Below are 18,861 nucleotides of genomic sequence, written 5' to 3'. Positions count from 1 at the left end.
GATGGTTTATTATTCAAGAGAAGTGAGGGACGGTAACGGCACCGCCGACGACCCCGCTCTCCGGCGCCCCGGCGGTCACCCGCGGCCGCGCCCCGCACACCAGCCCCGGCCGGCTTCCCCCGTCTGGCCGGGGCTTCCCCCTTTCCGGACGCGGTGCGCCGGGATTCCTACGCGCGCTCCCGCCGTACGGCCCATGCCCCCGCTGGCCGGGCGTCCTACGGCGCGTCGAACTCCAGGACCTCCTCGACCGGACGCCGGGGCGTCGCCGTACCCCGCGGCCCGTACCCGAAGCGCAGCACCATCTGGACCAGGCCGTGGCCGGACACCGGCTCCCGCAGCGGCCACCGCAGCTCCGGCCACTCCAGCGACTGGGTGACGAACGAACTGGAGAGCCCCTCCAGGGTGGCCGCGAGCAGGGTGCGCTGCATCGCCTGGCCCGCGCGCAGCCAGTCCTCCGGGCGGTCCCGCTCGGTGCTGAGCAGCGCGAGGTGCGGGTGGCTCTCGAAGGCGGCCGTCTCCCGGCCCGCCACCTCCCGCCCGGCCGCGAAGTCCCGTACCGGGGCCCGGCCGCCGCGCCGCCGCGGCCCGAAGGCGTAGGCGGGTACCCCGTCGTCCGCCGACTCCGCCGCCGGGCCGATCCGGGTCCACTCCGCGAGGTCCGGGCGGGCCGGGGCCGGTGTCCGGTCGCCGCCCGCGCCGCCGGCCAGCGGGTCCGTCCCGGCGCCGGGGGGTCCGGCCGTGTCGTCCGCCACCGCCGCGCGGTCCCGTTCCTCGCCCTCCTCGGCCAGCTCCAGCACCAGTTGCAGATGCCAGCCGACGGGGAAGGAGAGTGCGGCGCCCTCCTGCTCCGCGGCGTGCCGCAACCCGGTGAGCTGGGCGGCGGTCAGTCCGGTCTCCTCGAAGGGGTACCGGCTGGTGTGCCGTTCGTGGATCGCCGGGTGCAGCCGGCCCAGCCGTTCCGTGCCGCCGTCCGTCTCCCCTTCGGGGGCCAGCTCCACGGTCGCCAGCAGCGCGGGCCGCCCGGCGTCGGGCAGCAGTGCCGTACGGACCGGCAGGCCGGCGTGGGCCGCGGAGACCCGCAGGTTGAACAGGGCCGCGCCGCAGCCGATGTGCTGTGCGCGGCCGTCCGGGTCGGCCTGCGGCAGCGCGCGCTCGGGATCGGCCCACAGCTGGAGCTGGCGGCAGCCGGGCGAGCAGCGGAACCGCCAGGGCTGGGCGTTGTGCATGGACGGGGCGGCGATCGCGTCGGTCACCAGCGCCGTCACGGTCAGATCGTCGGCTGCCTGCGTGTCCACCGGGGCCTCCAGGGGGTGGGCGACCGGGCGTGTGGCCTCCTCCAGAGTGGCCCGGCCCGCCGCCGGTCGCATCGGGAACGGACGCAATTCCCGAGGCGATCCGGTATTCGGAAAACTATTTCCGTATCACGGGTGCTCGGTGTCACATGTGGGGGATCTTCAATGCCCTGCGCATGCCGCGGATGGCGTCCTACGCTGCCCGTATGAGTGCACACTTTGACGTCGTCGTCCTCGGCGCGGGCCCGGGTGGGTACGTCGCCGCGATCCGTGCGGCCCAGCTCGGGCGCAGCGTGGCGATCATCGAGGAGAAGTACTGGGGCGGGGTCTGCCTCAACGTGGGCTGCATCCCCTCCAAGGCCCTGCTGCGCAACGCCGAGCTGGCGCACCTGTTCACGCAGGAGGCGAAGGCCTTCGGCATCCGCTCCACCGGCGAGGTGTCCTTCGACTACGGCGCGGCCTTCACCCGCAGCCGCAAGGTCGCGGACGGGCGCGTCAAGGGCGTGCACTACCTCATGAAGAAGAACAAGATCACGCAGTACGAGGGCCGCGGCACCTTCACCGATCAGCACACGCTCCAGGTCGCGCGCTCCGACGGCGGCGCGGAGACCGTCACCTTCGACCACTGCATCATCGCCGCGGGCGCCACCACCAAGCTGCTGCCCGGCACCTCCCTCAGCGAGCGCGTGGTGACGTACGAGGAGCAGATCCTCAGCGAGGAGTTGCCCCGCAGCATCATCATCGCGGGCGCCGGCGCGATCGGCGTGGAGTTCGCCTACGTGCTGCGCAACTACGGCGTGGACGTCACGATCGTGGAGTTCCTGGACCGGCTGGTGCCCCTGGAGGACGCGGAGGTCTCCGCCGAACTGGCCAAGCGGTACAAGCGCCTCGGCGTCAAGCTGCTGACCGGCACCCGCGTCGAGGGCATCGACGACGACGGCAGCGGCAGCGTGAAGGTGCACGTCAGCACCGGCGGGCAGCAGCAGACCCTGGAGGCCGACAAGGTCCTCCAGGCGATCGGCTTCCAGCCGCGCGTCGAGGGCTACGGCCTGGAGAAGACCGGTGTGAAGCTCACCGAGCGCGGCGCCATCGACGTCGACGGCCGCTGCCGCACGAGCGTGCCCCACATCTTCGCCATCGGCGACGTCACCGCGAAGCTGATGCTCGCGCACGCCGCCGAGTCCATGGGCATCGTCGCCGCCGAGACCCTCGCGGACGCCGAGACCATGGAGCTGGACTACGTCATGATCCCGCGCGCCACGTACTGCCAGCCGCAGATCGCCAGCTTCGGCTGGACCGAGGAGCAGGCCCGCGAGCAGGGCTTCGACGTACAGGTCGCGAAGTTCCCGTTCACCGCGAACGGCAAGGCGCACGGCCTCGGCGACAGCACCGGCTTCGTCAAGATCCTCAGCGACGCCCGGTACGGCGAACTGCTCGGCGCCCACCTCATCGGGCCCGAAGTCACCGAGCTGCTGCCGGAGCTGACGCTCGCTCAGCAGTGGGACCTGACCGTCCACGAGGTCGCCCGGAACGTGCACGCGCACCCGACGCTCGGCGAGGCCGTCAAGGAAGCCGTGCATGGGCTCGCGGGGCACATGATCAATATGTGACGGGCCAGGCCACCCCTTGATCGCGGCACTCCGTGCCCCCATGCGCGCCGAGCCGAAAACAGGCGGCCGCCCCGCACGGCCCGGCGACAATGAAACGGGCGTCCGGTGAACGGTGCGGGACGGTTGTGGGTGTGGGGGTGGGGCCCGTGAGCCGAGGGAAGAGGCGCATCCGGCGACGGAAGCCGGATGCGCTGCCGGTGACGCGCAGCGAACGGCTGATGTTCGGTGGCGCGCTGCGGTACGACCTGTCGTTCACCCGGCACGAACAGCCGCTGCTGCGGCTGACGTTCTGGCAGATGGCGCGGCAGTTCCCCGCCATGGCGGGCCTCGTGGCGAAGGCCGCCTGGCGGGAGGACCCCCGCGCCCTGCTGGCGCTGCTCGGCGCCGAGGCCGGGCAGGGCCTGACCCGCGCGTTCGTCCTCGTGGCCACCAACCGGGTGCTGGTCGCGCTGTTCGCCGCCGGACCGACCGTGGAGCGATTACGCGAGGCGTTGCCGGCGCTGCTCGCCGGCTGCGCCGTCGCGGCCGTGGCCGCCCTCCTCTCCGCGGTGTCGGTCGCCGCCTCCGGACGGCTGGAGCCCAAGGTCGAACGGGCCTGCACCGCCCGCTTCTACCGCGGCGCCGTCCGGGTGGAGCTGGCGGCCCTGGAGGACAAGGACTTCCACCGCACGCTGGACGCCGGGCGCTTCGGCACCGACTCCGTCCGCATGATGCTCCGGTCCTCCGTCACGGTCGTCAACGCCCTGATCGCGCTGCTCGCCTCCGCCGCCGTACTGGCCCTCCTGCATCCGCTGCTCGTCCTGATGCTGGTACTGATCGCCGCACCCAAGGGCTGGGGTGCGGTCCTCTCGGCCCGCCGGCAGTACGCCTCGCGGCACGCCTGGATCGAGCACCGGCGCGCCATCTCCGTCGTCACCCAGAAGATCACCGACCACGACTGCGCACCCGAACTGCGCGTGCACGGCGCGGGCCGGATGCTGACCGACGCCTACGACGACATGTCGATGACGATGGAGAGGGAGCAGCAGCGGCTGGCCACCGCCGAGGCCGCCACCCAGACCGCCGCGGCCGCCGTCTCCGGCCTCGCCACGCTCGCCGCCTACGGCGTGCTGTGGCTGCTGCTCACCGGCGGCGGCATGCCGCTGGCCGTGGCCGGCACGGCGGTGATCGCGGTACGCAGCGCAGGCGCCGGCCTCACCGCCCTCGTCCTCCAGGTCAACCGCCTCTACGAGGAGGCCATGTACCTCAAGGACCTCCAGGAAGCGTGCGAGGGCGCCGAGCGGCAGGCCATCCCGGCCGGCGGCACCCCGGTCCCGCGGCCGCTCACCGAGATCCGCCTCGCGGACGTGACCTTCAGCTACCCCGGCGCGCCCGGGCCCGCGCTGCGCGACATCAGCCTGACCATTCCGCGCGGCCGGGTCGTCGCCCTGGTCGGCGCGAACGGCTCGGGCAAGACCACGCTCGCCAAGCTCGTCGCGGGCCTGTACCTGCCGACCGCCGGGCGGCTCACGTGGAACGGCGTCGACCTGCGCGAGGCGGACAGGGACGCGGTGTTCGACCAGGTCGCGGTGCTCGGGCAGGACTTCCCGCGCTGGCCGATGACCGCCCGCGCCAACGTCCACATCGGCCGCAGCGAACAGCCGCCCGACCAGGAGCGCATCGAGCGGGCCGCGGCGGAGGCGGGCGCCACCGAGGTCGTCGGGGGACTGCCGCACGGCTGGGACAGCCTGGTGGTCAAGGGCTTCGAGCGCGGCACGGACCTCTCCGGCGGCCAGTGGCAGCGCCTGGGCGGCGCCCGCGCCCGGTACCGCGGCGCCCCGCTGCTCATCGTCGACGAGCCGACCGCGGCCCTCGACCCGCAGGCCGAGGTGGAGGCCTTCCGGTCGCTGCGCTCGCTCGCCGACGACGGCACCACCGTCCTGCTGATCACCCACCGGCTGGCGGCCACCGCCACCGCAGACCTGATCTACGTACTGGACCGCGGCCGGCTGGCCGGCGCCGGCACCCACCGCGAGCTGATGTCCGTACCGGGCGGCCTGTACCGCGCCATGTACGAACTCCAGGCCGCGCAGTACGGCATGGACACCACGACGGACGGCACGCCGCGGACCAACGGCGTACCCCGGCCCAGGAACGCCGGCACCGGTCCGGACGCCTCCCATGTCGACCGCGTCCAGGGGTAGCGCCCCGCGCCGCCTGCCGTCCGCCCCGCTGCGCCCACGTCTCGGCCCGCTCGCGAGCACGCTGCGGGACGTCCTGGGGTGCCTCGGAGTGATCGTGGCCGCGGTGCTGGTCTCGCTGGTGTGCGTGCTGCTGTCGCAGGCGTTTCCGCAACTCGCTGAGATCTCGCCCTGAGCGGACGGGACCGGTTGTGCCGACTGCCGACCGCTCTACGCCTGTAGATCTCCACGTTCTTGACACATAATCACACCGTAATGGTCACCCAGTGGGAATTGTGGCGGTGGCAGGCTGCCTGCGGCCGGTCATTCGCCGGCCGGCCCCGGCCCGCACCCCCCACACTTCCGCGGTCCGGTCCACGCGCATGGGGGAGAGGACACACTCGTGGACATATCCCGTACCACCGCTCGGCGCAGAATCGTCACGGCACTCTCCGGTACCGCGCTGCTCGCGCTGGCCGTCCAGGTCCCGGCCACCGCGGCGCCCGACCCCGCCGCCCACCACGGCAGCACCGCCGCGTCCGCCACCACCGCGTACGACGACACGTACTACAAGGACGCGGAGGGCAAGACCGGCCAGGAGCTCAAGTCCGCGCTGCACGGCATCATCAGCTCCGGCGTCAGCAAGCTGAGCTACAGCCAGGTCTGGGACGCCCTGAAGGTCACCGACCAGGACCCCAAGAACTCCTCGAACGTCATCCTGCTCTACACCGGCCGCTCGCAGAGCAAGGACGACAACGGCGGCGACCCCGACCAGTGGAACCGCGAGCACGTCTGGGCCAAGTCGCACGGCGACTTCGGCACCTCCACCGGCCCCGGCACCGACATCCACCACCTCCGGCCGACCGACGTCTCGGTCAACAGCACCCGCGGCAACAAGGACTTCGACAACGGCGGCAGCGAGGTCGGCGAGGCCCCCGGCAACTACACCGACGGCGACTCCTTCGAGCCCCGCGACGCCGTCAAGGGCGATGTCGCCCGCATGATCCTCTACATGGCCGTGCGCTACGACGGCGACGACGGCTTCGCCGACCTGGAGCCCAACGACAAGGTGGACAACGGCTCGGCGCCCGCCATCGGCCGCCTCAGCGTCCTCAAGACCTGGAGCGAGCAGGACCCGCCGGACGACTTCGAGAAGAACCGCAACGAAGTCATCTTCGACAAGTACCAGCACAACCGGAACCCGTTCATCGACCACCCGGAGTGGGTCGACGCGATCTGGTGACCGTCCGCACAGTCACGGGTGGCCGCCCACCGCGGCGGCCACCGGTCGGCCGCCCGGCTCCGCGGATCTCGCGTGGAGCCGGGCGGTTTCGCGTATCCGCTTCGACCGCATCACGCCCCGTTCGCCCGCCCGAAGTTCGCGGCGCGGTGATCGCCGTTCGGATAACGGCCGGTCAAATTCACGTTACTGATCTGTCGGAAACGGTCAGAGGGTGGCACGCTTCCTCCGGCTCGCAGCATCCGCACGGCTGACGGGCCTGGTTCCGCCTGCGCGGTTCGGCGCCGTGGGCGGATCCGTCGTACGCACCGCAGCTCGGCCTCGTACCACCAGCACCACTCCTGTACCGGTGGACGGCCCCCACCCACGGCCGTCCGTTTCCCCCTCGACGGGCCGCCACCTCGCGGCCCCGTACCAAGGAGAACGCGTGAGAGGTTCCGACAGACGCCACCACACCGTCCGTGCCGCCGCCCTGGTCGCTTCCGCGGCCATGGTCGTCCTCGGCGTGCAGAGCGCGCCGGCCAACGCCCAGGCGGATCGCGAGGCCGGTGCCACCGCCGTCGCCCTGTCGGCCGGCCAGCGTGCCGCAGCGCTCAAGGACGCCCAGGCCGACGCCGCCACCACGGCCGAAGCGCTCGGCCTCGGCGGCAAGGAGAAGCTGGTCGCCCGCGACGTCGTCAAGGACGCCGACGGCACCGTTCACACCCGCTACGAGCGGACGTACGACGGCCTGCCCGTCCTCGGCGGCGATCTCGTCGTCCACGTCAAGAAGGACGGCGCGCGCAAGGTCACCAAGGCGACCAAGGCCCGGATAGCCGTGCCGGCCACCACGGCCGAACTCCCCGCCGCCAGCGCGAAGAAGGCCGCCCTCAAGGCCTCGGCGGCGGAGCAGAACACCAAGGCCGGCGCCGAGAAGGCGCCGCGTAAGGTGATCTGGGCCGCCACCGGCGAGCCGGTCCTCGCGTACGAGACCGTCGTCAAGGGTGTCCAGAAGGACGGCACCCCGAGCGAACTGCAGGTCGTCACCGACGCCGCCACCGGCAAGCGGCTCTTCGCCGACGAGCGCATCGAGACCGGCACCGGCACCGGCGTCTACAGCGGCACGGTCACCCTCGGTACCACGCTCAACGGCTCGTCCTACGAGCTCAGGGACGGCGCGCGCGGCGGGCACCGGACCTACGACCTGAACCAGGGCACCTCCGGCACCGGCACCCTCTTCAAGGACACCGACGACGTGTGGGGCGGCGGCCGCCAGTCCGCCGCCGTCGACGCCCACTACGGCGCCGCCACCGCCTGGGACTTCTACAAGAACGTGCTGGGCCGCAGCGGCATCAAGAACGACGGCGTCGCGTCCTACTCCCGCGTCCACTACGGCAACTCCTACGTCAACGCGTTCTGGTCCGACAGCTGCTTCTGCATGACGTACGGCGACGGCGCCGGCAACGCCAACCCGCTGACCTCCCTGGACGTCGCGGCGCACGAAATGAGCCACGGCGTCACCTCCAACACCGCGGGGCTGCGCTACAGCGGTGAGTCGGGCGGTCTGAACGAGGCCACCTCGGACATGTTCGGCACCTCCGTCGAGTGGTACGCCAACAACGCCAAGGACCCGGGCGACTACCTCATCGGCGAGCGGATCAACATCAACGGCGACGGCACCCCCCTGCGCTACATGGACAAGCCCAGCAAGGACGGCGCGTCCAGGGACTACTGGTCCTCGAACCTGAGCGGCATCGACGTCCACTACTCCTCGGGCCCGGCCAACCACTGGTACTACCTGCTCTCCGAGGGCAGCGGGGCCAAGACCATCAACGGCGTCAGCTACAACAGCCCGACCTACGACGGCAAGGCCGTCACCGGGATCGGCCGTGCCAAGGTCGAGAAGATCTGGTACAAGGCGCTCACCACGTACATGACCTCCACCACCAACTACAAGGCGGCCCGCACCGCCACGCTGTCGGCAGCCACCGACCTCTACGGCTCCGGCAGCGCGGAGTACAACGCGGTGAACGCGGCCTGGGCCGCGATCAACGTCCGCTGAGGCACCGACCGGCAGGGCCGTTTTTCGATCACTCGTCCGGGTGACTCCTCCGGTATCCCGCTTTTCGGGTCGCCGCGTGGGTAGCCACCCGGACGCACGCCGGGGGGCGACGGGCATCCGCGAGGGTGCCCGTCACGCCTGCCCCCCGGCACCGTCGAGAAAGGCCGGGGACCCGTGACACAGCCCTTCCACCTGCCGGACTTCTACACGCCGTATCCGGCACGCCTGAACCCGCACCTCGAAGCCGCCCGTACCCACAGCAGCGCGTGGGCGCGCGAGATGCAGATGCTCGAGGGGTCCGGCATCTGGGAGCAGCGGGACCTCGACGCGCACGACTACGCCCTGCTGTGCGCCTACACCCACCCCGACTGCTCCGCCGAAGACCTCGCCCTGGTCACCGACTGGTACGTCTGGGTCTTCTTCTTCGACGACCACTTCCTGGAGACCTTCAAGCGCTCCGGCGACCGCGAGGGCGGCAAGGCCTACCTCGACCGGCTGCCCGCCTTCATGCCGATGGACCTCGCCGAGGGCATGCCGGAGCCGGTCAACCCCGTCGAGGCCGGCCTCGCCGACCTGTGGACCCGCACCGTCCCCGCGATGTCCCCGAAGTGGCGTGAGCGCTTCGCGGAGAGCACGGTCAACCTCCTCAACGAATCCCTCTGGGAGCTGTCGAACATCAACGCCCGCCGGGTGGCCAACCCGGTGGAGTACATCGAGATGCGCCGCAAGGTCGGCGGCGCGCCCTGGTCGGCCGGGCTGATCGAGTACGCCGCCCGGGCCGAGGTCCCCGCCCGCATCGCGGCCTCCCGCCCGCTGCGGGTGCTGCGCGACGCCTTCTCCGACGCCGTGCATCTGCGCAACGACATCTTCTCCTACCAGCGCGAGGTGGAGGACGAGGGCGAGCTGAGCAACGGCATCCTCGTCCTGGAGCGGTTCCTGGACTGCTCGACCCAGGAGGCCGCCGAGGCCGTCAACGACCTGCTGACCTCCCGGCTCCAGCAGTTCGAGCACACCGCGCTCACCGAACTGGAGCCGCTCTTCGCCGAGTACGCCCTCGGCCCCGACGAGCGGGCCGCCGTCCTGGCGTACGTGAAGGGCCTCCAGGACTGGCAGTCCGGCGGCCAGGAATGGCACATGGTCTCCAGCCGGTACATGAACGGCGCGGGGGAGGACGGCGCGTCCGGCACCCCGCCGCGCTTCTTCTCGCTGCCGCTGGGCGCCCTGGGCCTGTCCGCGCTGAACGTCACGCAGGGCGTGCCGACGACGGCGCGCGCCGAGGCCGCCCGCGCCCGCACCTTCACGCACGTACCGTTCCAGAAGGTCGGGCCCTCCCGGCTGCCCGACTTCAAGCATCCGCTGCCCGGCCGGCTCTGCCCGCACCTGGACACCTCCCGGCGGAACGTCGTGGAGTGGGCGGACCGGATGGGCATCCTGGCGGAGCAGCCCGGCATCCCCGGTTCGCACGTCTGGACCGAGGAGAAGATCCTCGACTACGACCTGCCGCTGTGCGCCGCCGGCCTGGACCCGGACGCCACCCTGGCGGAGCTGGACCTCAGCTCGGCGTGGCTCGCCTGGGGCACGTACGGCGACGACTACTACCCCGCGGTGTTCGGCCGCCGCGGCGACCTCGCCGGCGCCAAGGCCATGGACGAGCGGCTGGCGGCCTGCATGCCGCTGGACTGCGCCCCGCCGCCGCCCGCCACCCACGCGCTGGAGCGCGGCCTGGCCGACCTCTGGCAGCGCACGGCGGGCCCGATGAGCCCGGAGAACCGCCGCCGCTTCCGCGACGCGGTGCGCGTGATGACCAGGAGCTGGCTCTGGGAGCTGGACAACATGGTCCAGAACCGCATCCCGGACCCGGTCGACTACATCGAGATGCGGCGGCACACCTTCGGCTCCGACCTGACGATGAGCCTCTCCCGGATCAGCCACGGCAGGAACGTGCCGGACGAGATGTACGCGAGCGGGCCGTGGCAGGCCCTGGAGAACGCCGTCATCGACTACGGCTGCCTGGTCAACGACGTCTTCTCGTACCAGAAGGAGATCGAGTACGAGGGCGAGGTGCACAACGCGATCCTCGTCGTGCAGAACTTCTTCGACGTCGACCACCCCACGGGCCTGCGCATCGTCGAGGACCTCATGAACGGCCGGCTGGACCAGTTCGAGCACATCGTGGCGAACGAACTCCCCGTGCTGTACGACGACTTCAAGCTGTCGGCGGAGGCCAGGCAGGGCGTCGCCGACTACATTTCCGAGCTGCGCGACTGGATGTCCGGCATCCTGCAGTGGCACTACGACTGCCGCCGTTACAGGGAGCAGGACCTCCGCCGCCACCACGGGACGGCGGAGCCGGCGTCCGCTGCCGTCCCCCGGAGCCTGTCGGCGCCCGGCGGAATCGGTACTGCGGCCTTCCGGGTGCCCCGGCCGGAGCCCGTGGGCTGACGCGTCCGGGCAGGAGAAAGGGCCTGCCCGGCGGTCCGCCGGGCAGGCCCGCACCTGATCCTCAGGGCAGGATCTTCTCGACGGCCGCGCGCCCCTCGTCGGCGAGCTTGCGGCGTGCCCATTCCAGATTCTTGGGCGTGACATCACGCCCGGTCGCCATTACCAGGTCCTCCGGGCTCACGTCCGCCGCCGGACCGCTGTGCAGACTGCGGTCCGGGGTTCGGAGATCGTCGGGCTCGGGCCGGGATTTTCTGTCCATGCCGCCTCCTCGCGCCTCACGGTTGCCCTCCATGTTCCCGGCATACCGCCTCATATGCACCCTGAAGCGCGGAGTGACCATGCGTACTCACCGGACACTTTGAGTGAGGAAGGGAGGGTGGTGTGTACGGGCAACACGCCGGTTCCCGCACGGTGGCGACGGCGGTATTGCCCGGTCGGGTGTCATGCTTCTACCGTCTGTGAATCCGGTCGCACTCTACGTGTGTAGAACGGCCGTGACGTGTGACGCGGTGTCAGGGACGGCAAGGCAGGTCGGTGCCCGGGTGACGATGCGCGCGGGCCCCTGCTCCCGTCCCGGCCGGTGCCGGGGAGCTGCTGGTGGAAGGGGACGGGACTGTGAGTCGTACGGTCATCCGCGGCGGGCTGGTCATCACCGCCGCCGACGAGATCCATGCCGATGTCCTGGTCGAGGGCGGCCGGGTGGCCGCGCTCGCCGCGCACGGGCAGGAGGCCGCGCTGGGCTGGACCGAGTCCGCCGACCGGGTCATCGACGCGACCGGGAAGTACGTGATCCCGGGCGGCGTCGACGCCCATACGCACATGGACTTCCCGTTCGGCGGGACCGCGTCCTCCGACACCTTCGAGACCGGCACCCGGGCCGCGGCGTGGGGCGGCACCACCACCATCATCGACTTCGCCGTGCAGTCCCGCGGCAAGTCGCTGCGCGAGGGGCTGGACCAGTGGCACGCCAAGTCCGACGCGCAGTGCGCCGTCGACTACGCGTTCCACATGATCCTCTCCGACGTGAACGAGAACAGCCTGAAGGAGATGGACCTCCTGGTGGCCGAGGGGGTCACCTCCTTCAAGCTCTTCACGGCCTACCCGGGCGTCTTCTACAGCGACGACGGCCAGATCCTCCGCGCGATGCAGCGGGCCGCCGGGAACGGCGGGCTGGTGATGATGCACGCCGAGAACGGCATCGCCATCGACGTCCTCGTCGAACAGGCGCTGGCCGAGGGCCGGACCGATCCGCGCTACCACGGCGAGGTGCGGCGCGCGCTGCTGGAGGCCGAGGCCACGCACCGCACGATCCAGCTCGCCCGGGTCGCCGGCGCGCCGCTCTACGTCGTCCACGTCTCGGCCGAGGAGGCCGTCGCCGAGCTGACGCAGGCCCGCGACAAGGGGCTCCCCGTCTTCGGCGAGACCTGCCCCCAGTACCTCTTCCTCTCCACCGACAACCTCGCCGAGCCGGACTTCGAGGGCGCGAAGTACGTCTGCAGCACGCCGCTGCGGCCGCGCGAACACCAGGCGGCGCTCTGGCGCGGGCTGCGCACCGACGACCTCCAGGTCGTCTCCACCGACCACTGCCCCTTCTGCTTCGTCGGCCAGAAGGAACTGGGTCGCGGCGACTTCTCGAAGATCCCGAACGGCATGCCGGGCGTCGAGAACCGCATGGACCTGCTCCACCAGGCCGTACTGGACGGCCACATCAGCCGCCGCCGCTGGATCGAGATCGCCTGCGCCGCGCCCGCGCGGATGTTCGGGCTGTATCCGAAGAAGGGCACGATCACGCCCGGCGCCGACGCGGACATCGTGATCTACGACCCGCACGCCGAACAAGTGATGTCGGCCGAAACCCACCACATGAACGTGGACTACTCCGCGTACGAGGGGCGGCGGGTCACCGGCCGGGTGGAGACTGTTCTCTCCCGCGGCGAACCCGTCATCGAGGACCGCGAGTTCACCGGCCAAGCGGGCCACGGCCAGTACACCCCGCGGGCCACCTGTCAGTTCCTCTCCTGACCGCGACCGGCCCCTCCGGGACGTCAGTCGTCATCACCGGCTCTACACCAGGGAGTTGAAGAGATGGACTTCGGAGTCGTCCTGCAGAACGATCCGCCCGCCTCCGCCGTGGTCGGGCTCATGCGCCGCGCCGAGCGGCAGGGCTTCCGCTACGGCTGGACCTTCGACTCCGCCGTGCTCTGGCAGGAGCCGTTCGTCATTTACAGCCGCGTCCTGGAGCACACCGACCGGCTGATCGTCGGCCCGATGGTCACCAACCCCGGCACCCGCACCTGGGAGGTCACCGCCTCCACCTTCGCCACCCTCAACGACATGTACGGCAACCGCACCGTCTGCGGCATCGGCCGCGGCGACTCGGCGATGCGGGTCGCCGGGCGGAAGCCGAACACCCTCGCCCGCCTCGGCGAGGCCATCACCGTCATCCGCGACCTCGCCGAGGGCCGCGAGGCCACCGTGGACGGCAACCCCGTCCGGCTGCCGTGGGTCCGCGACGGCAGGCTGCCGGTCTGGATGGCCGCGTACGGGCCCAAGGCCCTGGCCATGGCGGGCCGGGTCGCCGACGGCTTCATCCTGCAGCTCGCCGACCCGTTCCTCACCGAGTGGATGGTCAAGGCGGTACGGGACGCCGCCGCCGAGGCCGGACGCGATCCGGACGCGCTGACGATCTGCGTGGCGGCGCCCGCGTACGTCGGCACGGACCTGGCGCACGCCCGCGAACAGTGCCGCTGGTTCGGCGGCATGGTCGGCAACCACGTCGCCGACCTGGTGAGCCGCTACGGCGAGCACTCCGGCATGGTCCCGGAGGAGCTGACCGCGTACATCAAGACCCGCGAGAAGTACGACTACGCGCACCACGGCCGGGCCGGGAACCCGGACACCGCCTTCGTCCCCGACGAGATCGTCGACCGCTTCTGCGTCCTCGGCCCGCCCGAGGCCCACATCGAGAAGCTGCGCGCCCTCCGCGCCCTCGGCGTCGACCAGTTCGCCCTCTACGCCATGCACGACAGCAAGGAAGCCACCATCGACACGTACGGCACCGAGGTCATCCCGGCCCTGGCGGCGGAGTGAGAACCCCCGCCGTGTCCTCGGACGGCCGCGACGAAGGGCCGCCGGACACGGGCGGCCGGGTCGAACTCCCCCCGGACGAGATACCCGCCGACGGCCGCTTCAGCAACGCCGACCTGCGCCCCGTGCCCGCCGCCGACCGGCACTGGACCACGTACAACTTCGCCGCCCTCTGGGTCGGCATGGCCCACAACATCCCGTCCTGGACGCTCGCCTCAGGCCTGGTCGCGCTCGGCATGGACTGGAAGCAGGCGGTGTTCACCATCGCCCTCGCCAACGTCATCGTGCTGTTCCCGATGCTGCTCACAGGGCACGCGGGACCCAAGTACGGCATACCCTTCCCGGTCCTGGCCCGCGCCTCCTTCGGGCTGCGCGGGGCCAACCTCCCGGCGCTGCTGCGGGCCGCCGTGGCCTGCTGCTGGTTCGGCATCCAGACCTGGATCGGCGGCCAGGGCATCTACATCCTGCTCGGCAAGATCTTCGGCGGCGGCTGGGAGAAGGCGACGCCGGTCGCCGGGTACCCCTGGACGCTCTGGCTCTGCTTCGTCGTCTTCTGGGCCCTCGAACTGGCCATCATCGCGCGCGGCATGGAGACCCTGCGCCGCTTCGAGAACTGGGCGGCGCCCTTCGTGCTGGTCGGCGCGGCCGCCCTGCTGGTCTGGATCGCCGCGAAGGCGGGCGGCCTCGGCCCCCTCCTGGACCAGCCGAGCAGGCTGGGCTGGGGCGCGGACTTCTGGCCGGTCTTCTTCCCGTCCCTCATGGGCATGATCGGCTTCTGGGCGACGCTGTCCCTGAACATCCCCGACTTCACCCGCTTCGGGGCCGGGCAGCGCGCACAGGTCTGGGGCCAGACGCTCGGCCTGCCCACCACGATGACGGCCTTCGCGCTCCTCTCCGTCCTGGTCACCTCCGGCTCCCAGGCGGTGTACGGCGTGCCGGTCTGGGACCCGGTGGCCCTGGCGGGCAAGGCCGACAATGTCTTCGGGCTGCTCTTCGCGCTGGTCACGGTCCTGATCGCGACGATCAGCGTCAACATCGCGGCCAATGTCGTCTCCCCGGCCTATGACCTGGCCAACCTCGCCCCGCGCGTCCTGACCTTCCGCGGCGGCGCGCTGATCACCGGCGTGATCGGCGTCCTCGTCCTTCCGTGGAAACTCACCGCCACGCCCGAGCTGTACATCTTCACCTGGCTCGGGGTGGTCGGCGGACTCCTCGGCACCGTCGCCGGCATCCTCATCGCCGACTACTGGATCATCCGCCGCACCGTCCTGGACCTCGCCGGCCTCTACCGGCCGGGCGGCCGCTACTGGTACACGGCCGGCTGGAACCGGCGTGCCCTCGTGGCGTTCGGCCTGGGCGGGCTGCTCGCCGTGGGCGGCTCGTACTCGCAGCCGGGGAAGGGCCCCTTCCCGGCGGACGGACTGATCCCCTTTCTCCGGCCGCTGGCGGACTACGGCTGGGCGGTGGGCCTGACGGCGTCGCTGGCCGTGTACGCGGTGCTGATGGCGGGGGCGAGGGGCACCCGGGAACCGGCCGGCGTCACGGCACCCGCGCCGTCCACTCCGGGGAGCTGAACTTCTCCGTCGCCAGCTCGCGTGCGCGCGCGAACTCCTCGTCCGTCACCGTGCCGTCCGTGCCGCCGTAGCGGGTCCGGAAGGAGGTGATCATGCGGGCGATGACCTCGGCGCGGGGCAGGCCGGTCTGGCGGCGGAGCGGGTCGACGCGCTTCTTGGCGACCATCTTGTCCGCGTCGATGTCGTAGGACATCGTCACGTGGTGGAGCACGGCCCCGGAGCCGGTGACCATCCGCTTCTGGGCCGCGCCGGTGATCTTCCCGAAACGTTGCGCTTCGGATAATCAATATCTGTGCCCGCGGGACGAGGGTTTGGCGGGCCGTGCGGAGAGGGTTTTTATCCCAATGGGCGGGATGAAATTATTCGACGTACGCAGGCCGTTGTGGCGTGCTACTGTCGATCTCGGTTGCAGTTGTGGTTCCCAAACCTCAAGCACTCTCCGGTCTGATTCTGAGCCGTTGCGAGGGCTTTTGTATTCCGGTCTTTTCCGGTCGGGTTAATCATCGCGGCGGCATGGTGTCCGCGCAGCGCGGATCCCTGTGTACTGACCCAAAGGAGAGATCGCATGGCTGCTGGCACTGTGAAGTGGTTCAACGCGGGAAAGGGCTTCGGCTTCATCGAGCAGGAGGGTGGCGGCGCCGACGTGTTCGCCCACTACTCGAACATCGCCGACCAGAGTTTCCGTGAGCTGCTCGAAGGCCAGAAGGTGAACTTCGACATCGCACATGGCCAGAAGGGGCCGATGGCCGAGAACATCGTTCCCGCCTGACGCCGAGCGCGACTCCGCGCCTGGGGCCCGCATTCTTCGGGGTGCGGGCCCCATCTGCGAGCTTCTCCCGCGCCGTGTTCACCGGTCGATGCCTGCGCCGCACGGCGTTCCTGTCCGGCGCACTCGTATTTCGCATTTCATTCGGCTCATTCTTGCGATTCTCCATGCTGCTCATTGCTGTGAGAATTCCTTGATATGTGTCGTATCGAGGAAGGTTCCGCATGAACCGCACACACACGAACGACCGCTTCGCACGCACCCGTAACGGCAGTGCCGAATCCGGTAAGGGCAGGAGCCGATTCGGCTCATCAGCTCCGTGCCGTTCCGGTGGTTCCCGCAGTCGGCCCGTCGCACCCCAGGGTGAGTTCGCGCTCCCCGAGACGATCACGCCGGCACTGCCTGCCGTGGAGAACTTCGCCGACCTCGACATGCCCGAGCAGTTGCTGGCCGCGCTCGGCTCGGAGGGCGTGACCGTCCCGTTTCCGATCCAGGGCGCGACGCTGCCGAACTCCCTCGCGGGCCGCGACGTACTGGGCCGCGGGCGTACCGGTTCCGGTAAGACCCTCGCCTTCGGGCTGGCGCTGCTGGCCCGCACGGCCGGACAGCGCGCCGAGCCCCGCCGGCCGCTGGGGTTGATTCTCGTACCGACGCGTGAGTTGGCGCAGCAGGTGACGGACGCGCTGGCCCCGTACGCCCGCGCGGTGAAACTGCGGTTGGCCACGGTCGTCGGCGGGATGTCGATCGGCAGACAGGCCGGTGCCCTGCGCGGCGGCGCGGAGGTGGTCGTCGCGACGCCCGGGCGCCTGAAGGACCTCATCGAGCGGGGTGACTGCCGGCTGGACCAGGTGGGCATCACGGTGCTGGACGAGGCCGACCAGATGGCCGACATGGGCTTCATGCCGCAGGTCACCGCGCTGCTCGACCAGGTACGCCCCGATGGCGAGCGGATGCTGTTCTCCGCGACCCTGGACCGTAACGTAGACCTTCTGGTCCGCCGCTACCTGACCGACCCCGTGGTCCACTCCGTCGACCCCTCCGCCGGCGCGGTCACGACAATGGAGCACCACGTGCTGCATGTCCACGGTGCTGACAAGCACACGGCCACCACGGAGATCGCGGCCCGCGACGGCCGGGTGATCATGTTCCTGGACACCAGACACGCCGTCGACCGCCTCACCGGGCACCTGCTGAACAGCGGTGTACGCGCCGCCGCCCTGCACGGCGGAAAGTCCCAGTCCCAGCGCACTCGCACGTTGGAACAGTTCAAGACCGGCCACGTCACCGTGCTCGTCGCCACGAACGTCGCGGCACGCGGCATCCACGTCGACAACCTCGACCTCGTCGTCAACGTCGACCCGCCGACCGACCACAAGGACTACCTGCACCGCGGCGGACGCACCGCCCGGGCCGGCGAGTTCGGCAGCGTCGTCACACTGGTCACTCCGAACCAGCGCCGCGGCATGACCCGCCTCATGGCGGCCGCGGGCATCACCCCGCAGACCACGCAAATCCACTCCGGCGCAGCGGCGCTCAGTCGCATCACCGGCGCTCGGACCCCCTCCGGCGTCCCGGTCGTCATCACCGCACCGGTGGCCGAGCGCCCCAAGCGCAGAGCCGCCTCTCGCGGCCGACGCCGGCCTGCTTCGGCACCCCGGCGCGCGTCCGCGACGTCTTCCGTCACCGGAGCGACGGCCTAGAACCGTCGTACTCAGAAGACCGACCCATCTCTGCAGGAGACACCTTTTGACACCGGTTCAGATGCAGCACCGCCCGGCGAAAGCCACCCCGATGTTGGTCGAGGCCATGAACGAGGTCGGACCGCAGGTCTGCGACGACATGACCGTCGAGGTGGCACTGTGCGTCATGGCCGCCGCCCGCACGGGGCATCTGCTCGTCTGTGACGCGGACGGCCGGTGCACCGGCCTGGTCATCCAGGCCCAGCTCACCGCCGTCCGCGACGGCTGCGCGTACACGGACCAGATCCGCCTGCGCGACATCCTCGGTGCTGCCTCCTGCACCACGATGGCCGAAGCCGTGCATGCGACGCCCGGTCGTCGGCTCGCGGCATCTTCCGTGACCGCCGAGCACGGCAGCGCCCCGGACGTCCCGGCCTTCTCCCGCTGAACCGTCTCGCCCGGCCGAACCGCTTCCCTTCTCCCCTGTGAGGCACCATGCGCTGTGTCATCGCCCGCTTTCCCTTCGACCTCACCAGGAGTGGCGTGCTGCAATCGATGGAGGGTGTCGAGCCCGAGCCGGTCACCGGCGAGTCCGTGATCATCGGGCGGCGCACCTACCCCGTCAAGCAGGTGGGTGGGGTGATCACCAGGCAGGACCGCCGTGATTTCAGCGCCGGCGAAGTCGTCCGGGCTATGACCCGACTCGGCTTCACCTGTGCCGGCCTTCCCCAGCCGGTGGCCCCCACGCACACCCTCAGTCCCTTCCAGCGCGCTTCCGCCATGCTTGGCAGCCCCCTGTCCGGCTGACCCACGGACGGGCGCAAGCCGACACCACAACGACAGTGAGGGTTGGGCCCGCCCCCCCCCGGGGGCCCCCCCCCGGGGGGGGGGGGGGGGGGGGGGGGGGGGCCGGGGGGGGGGGGGGGGCCCGGGGGGGGGGGGGGTGTGGGTGGGGGGGGGGCCGGGGGCCG

15 protein-coding genes and 1 pseudogene are annotated in these 18,861 nt (G+C 71.0%); 13 read left to right on the top strand and 3 right to left on the bottom strand.

The genetic code is table 11. The features are described 5' to 3' along the window. Positions 1-215: 215 nt before the first annotated feature. On the bottom strand, positions 216-1,295 hold the full coding sequence (locus ACIGQF_RS23565) for a nitroreductase (RefSeq protein WP_399713450.1): 1,080 nt from the start codon (positions 1,293-1,295) through the stop codon (positions 216-218). A 203-nt stretch (positions 1,296-1,498) separates the two neighbouring features. On the opposite strand from ACIGQF_RS23565, the gene lpdA reads away from it, so the two are divergent. From lpdA to ACIGQF_RS23535, 6 genes are all read left to right on the top strand, one after another. Beyond that, positions 1,499-2,902 (top strand): dihydrolipoyl dehydrogenase, encoded by a 1,404-nt coding sequence (gene lpdA / locus ACIGQF_RS23560; RefSeq protein ID WP_399713447.1) that lies wholly within the window; start codon positions 1,499-1,501, stop codon positions 2,900-2,902. Positions 2,903-3,099: 197 nt separating this feature from the next. Beyond that, complete coding sequence (locus tag ACIGQF_RS23555; RefSeq protein WP_399713443.1) at positions 3,100-5,085, top strand: ABC transporter ATP-binding protein; 1,986 nt, start codon at positions 3,100-3,102, stop codon at positions 5,083-5,085. Further along, positions 5,063-5,257 (top strand): hypothetical protein, encoded by a 195-nt coding sequence (locus ACIGQF_RS23550; RefSeq protein WP_399713440.1) that lies wholly within the window; start codon positions 5,063-5,065, stop codon positions 5,255-5,257. The genes ACIGQF_RS23555 and ACIGQF_RS23550 overlap by 23 nt, the downstream gene beginning before the upstream one ends. Positions 5,258-5,464: 207 nt before the next feature. Next, positions 5,465-6,304: an endonuclease I family protein gene (locus tag ACIGQF_RS23545; protein WP_399713437.1), complete on the top strand. Its 840-nt coding sequence runs from the start codon at positions 5,465-5,467 to the stop codon at positions 6,302-6,304. A gap of 487 nt (positions 6,305-6,791) precedes the next feature. After that, on the top strand, positions 6,792-8,342 hold the full coding sequence (locus ACIGQF_RS23540; RefSeq protein ID WP_399713627.1) for a M4 family metallopeptidase: 1,551 nt from the start codon (positions 6,792-6,794) through the stop codon (positions 8,340-8,342). 174 nt (positions 8,343-8,516) lie between these two features. Further along, positions 8,517-10,784 carry a germacradienol/geosmin synthase gene (locus ACIGQF_RS23535; RefSeq protein ID WP_399713435.1) on the top strand — a complete coding sequence of 756 codons (2,268 nt, stop codon included), beginning with the start codon at positions 8,517-8,519 and terminating at the stop codon, positions 10,782-10,784. 61 nt (positions 10,785-10,845) lie between these two features. Here ACIGQF_RS23535 and ACIGQF_RS23530 read toward each other — a convergent pair whose 3' ends face one another. Further along, positions 10,846-11,043: a hypothetical protein gene (locus ACIGQF_RS23530; protein WP_361566993.1), complete on the bottom strand. Its 198-nt coding sequence runs from the start codon at positions 11,041-11,043 to the stop codon at positions 10,846-10,848. Positions 11,044-11,399: 356 nt separating this feature from the next. Between ACIGQF_RS23530 and hydA the strand changes: the two genes are divergently transcribed. The 3 genes from hydA to ACIGQF_RS23515 all read left to right on the top strand — a co-directional run bounded on the left by hydA (position 11,400) and on the right by ACIGQF_RS23515 (position 15,445). Next, on the top strand, positions 11,400-12,806 hold the full coding sequence (hydA, locus tag ACIGQF_RS23525) for a dihydropyrimidinase (protein WP_399713431.1): 1,407 nt from the start codon (positions 11,400-11,402) through the stop codon (positions 12,804-12,806). Between the two features lie 63 nt (positions 12,807-12,869). Continuing rightward, on the top strand, positions 12,870-13,874 hold the full coding sequence (locus ACIGQF_RS23520; RefSeq protein WP_399713429.1) for a TIGR03842 family LLM class F420-dependent oxidoreductase: 1,005 nt from the start codon (positions 12,870-12,872) through the stop codon (positions 13,872-13,874). 11 nt (positions 13,875-13,885) lie between these two features. Further along, positions 13,886-15,445, top strand: coding sequence for an NCS1 family nucleobase:cation symporter-1 (locus ACIGQF_RS23515; protein ID WP_399713427.1), 1,560 nt, complete (start codon positions 13,886-13,888; stop codon positions 15,443-15,445). Here ACIGQF_RS23515 and ACIGQF_RS23510 read toward each other — a convergent pair. Beyond that, positions 15,411-15,707: pseudogene (locus ACIGQF_RS23510) on the bottom strand (biotin/lipoate A/B protein ligase family protein); the annotation flags it as partial. The gene ACIGQF_RS23515 and the pseudogene ACIGQF_RS23510 overlap by 35 nt on opposite strands. Before the next feature lie 303 nt (positions 15,708-16,010). On the opposite strand from ACIGQF_RS23510, the gene ACIGQF_RS23505 reads away from it, so the two are divergent. From ACIGQF_RS23505 to ACIGQF_RS23490, 4 genes are all read left to right on the top strand, one after another. Then, the gene (locus ACIGQF_RS23505) at positions 16,011-16,214 is read left to right on the top strand and encodes a cold-shock protein (protein ID WP_399713424.1); all 204 of its coding nucleotides are present in this window, start codon (positions 16,011-16,013) and stop codon (positions 16,212-16,214) included. A gap of 221 nt (positions 16,215-16,435) precedes the next feature. Further along, complete coding sequence (locus ACIGQF_RS23500; protein ID WP_399713422.1) at positions 16,436-17,911, top strand: DEAD/DEAH box helicase; 1,476 nt, start codon at positions 16,436-16,438, stop codon at positions 17,909-17,911. 46 nt (positions 17,912-17,957) lie between these two features. After that, positions 17,958-18,338 (top strand): hypothetical protein, encoded by a 381-nt coding sequence (locus tag ACIGQF_RS23495; protein ID WP_399713419.1) that lies wholly within the window; start codon positions 17,958-17,960, stop codon positions 18,336-18,338. A gap of 47 nt (positions 18,339-18,385) precedes the next feature. Then, positions 18,386-18,697 carry an SCO5918 family protein gene (locus ACIGQF_RS23490; RefSeq protein WP_399713416.1) on the top strand — a complete coding sequence of 104 codons (312 nt, stop codon included), beginning with the start codon at positions 18,386-18,388 and terminating at the stop codon, positions 18,695-18,697. The last annotated feature ends 164 nt before the right edge of the window (positions 18,698-18,861 follow it).

The organism is Streptomyces sp. NPDC053560 (assembly GCF_044544605.1).
GTDB lineage: Bacteria > Actinomycetota > Actinomycetes > Streptomycetales > Streptomycetaceae > Streptomyces.
Note: the sequence above shows the minus strand (reverse complement) of the source record. Positions and strands in the feature narration are given on the sequence as shown.

Bases quoted from the DNA above. Each gene is read 5' to 3' on its own strand.
- lpdA (WP_399713447.1), top strand. From the start codon at position 1,499: ATGAGTGCACACTTTGACGTCGTCGTCCTCGGCGCGGGCCCGGGTGGG.
- ACIGQF_RS23540 (WP_399713627.1), top strand. From the start codon at position 6,792: ATGGTCGTCCTCGGCGTGCAGAGCGCGCCGGCCAACGCCCAGGCGGAT.
- ACIGQF_RS23500 (WP_399713422.1), top strand. From the start codon at position 16,436: ATGAACCGCACACACACGAACGACCGCTTCGCACGCACCCGTAACGGC.
- ACIGQF_RS23550 (WP_399713440.1), top strand. From the start codon at position 5,063: ATGTCGACCGCGTCCAGGGGTAGCGCCCCGCGCCGCCTGCCGTCCGCC.
- ACIGQF_RS23490 (WP_399713416.1), top strand. From the start codon at position 18,386: ATGCGCTGTGTCATCGCCCGCTTTCCCTTCGACCTCACCAGGAGTGGC.
- ACIGQF_RS23520 (WP_399713429.1), top strand. From the start codon at position 12,870: ATGGACTTCGGAGTCGTCCTGCAGAACGATCCGCCCGCCTCCGCCGTG.
- ACIGQF_RS23505 (WP_399713424.1), top strand. From the start codon at position 16,011: ATGGCTGCTGGCACTGTGAAGTGGTTCAACGCGGGAAAGGGCTTCGGC.
- ACIGQF_RS23530 (WP_361566993.1), bottom strand. From the start codon at position 11,043: ATGGACAGAAAATCCCGGCCCGAGCCCGACGATCTCCGAACCCCGGAC.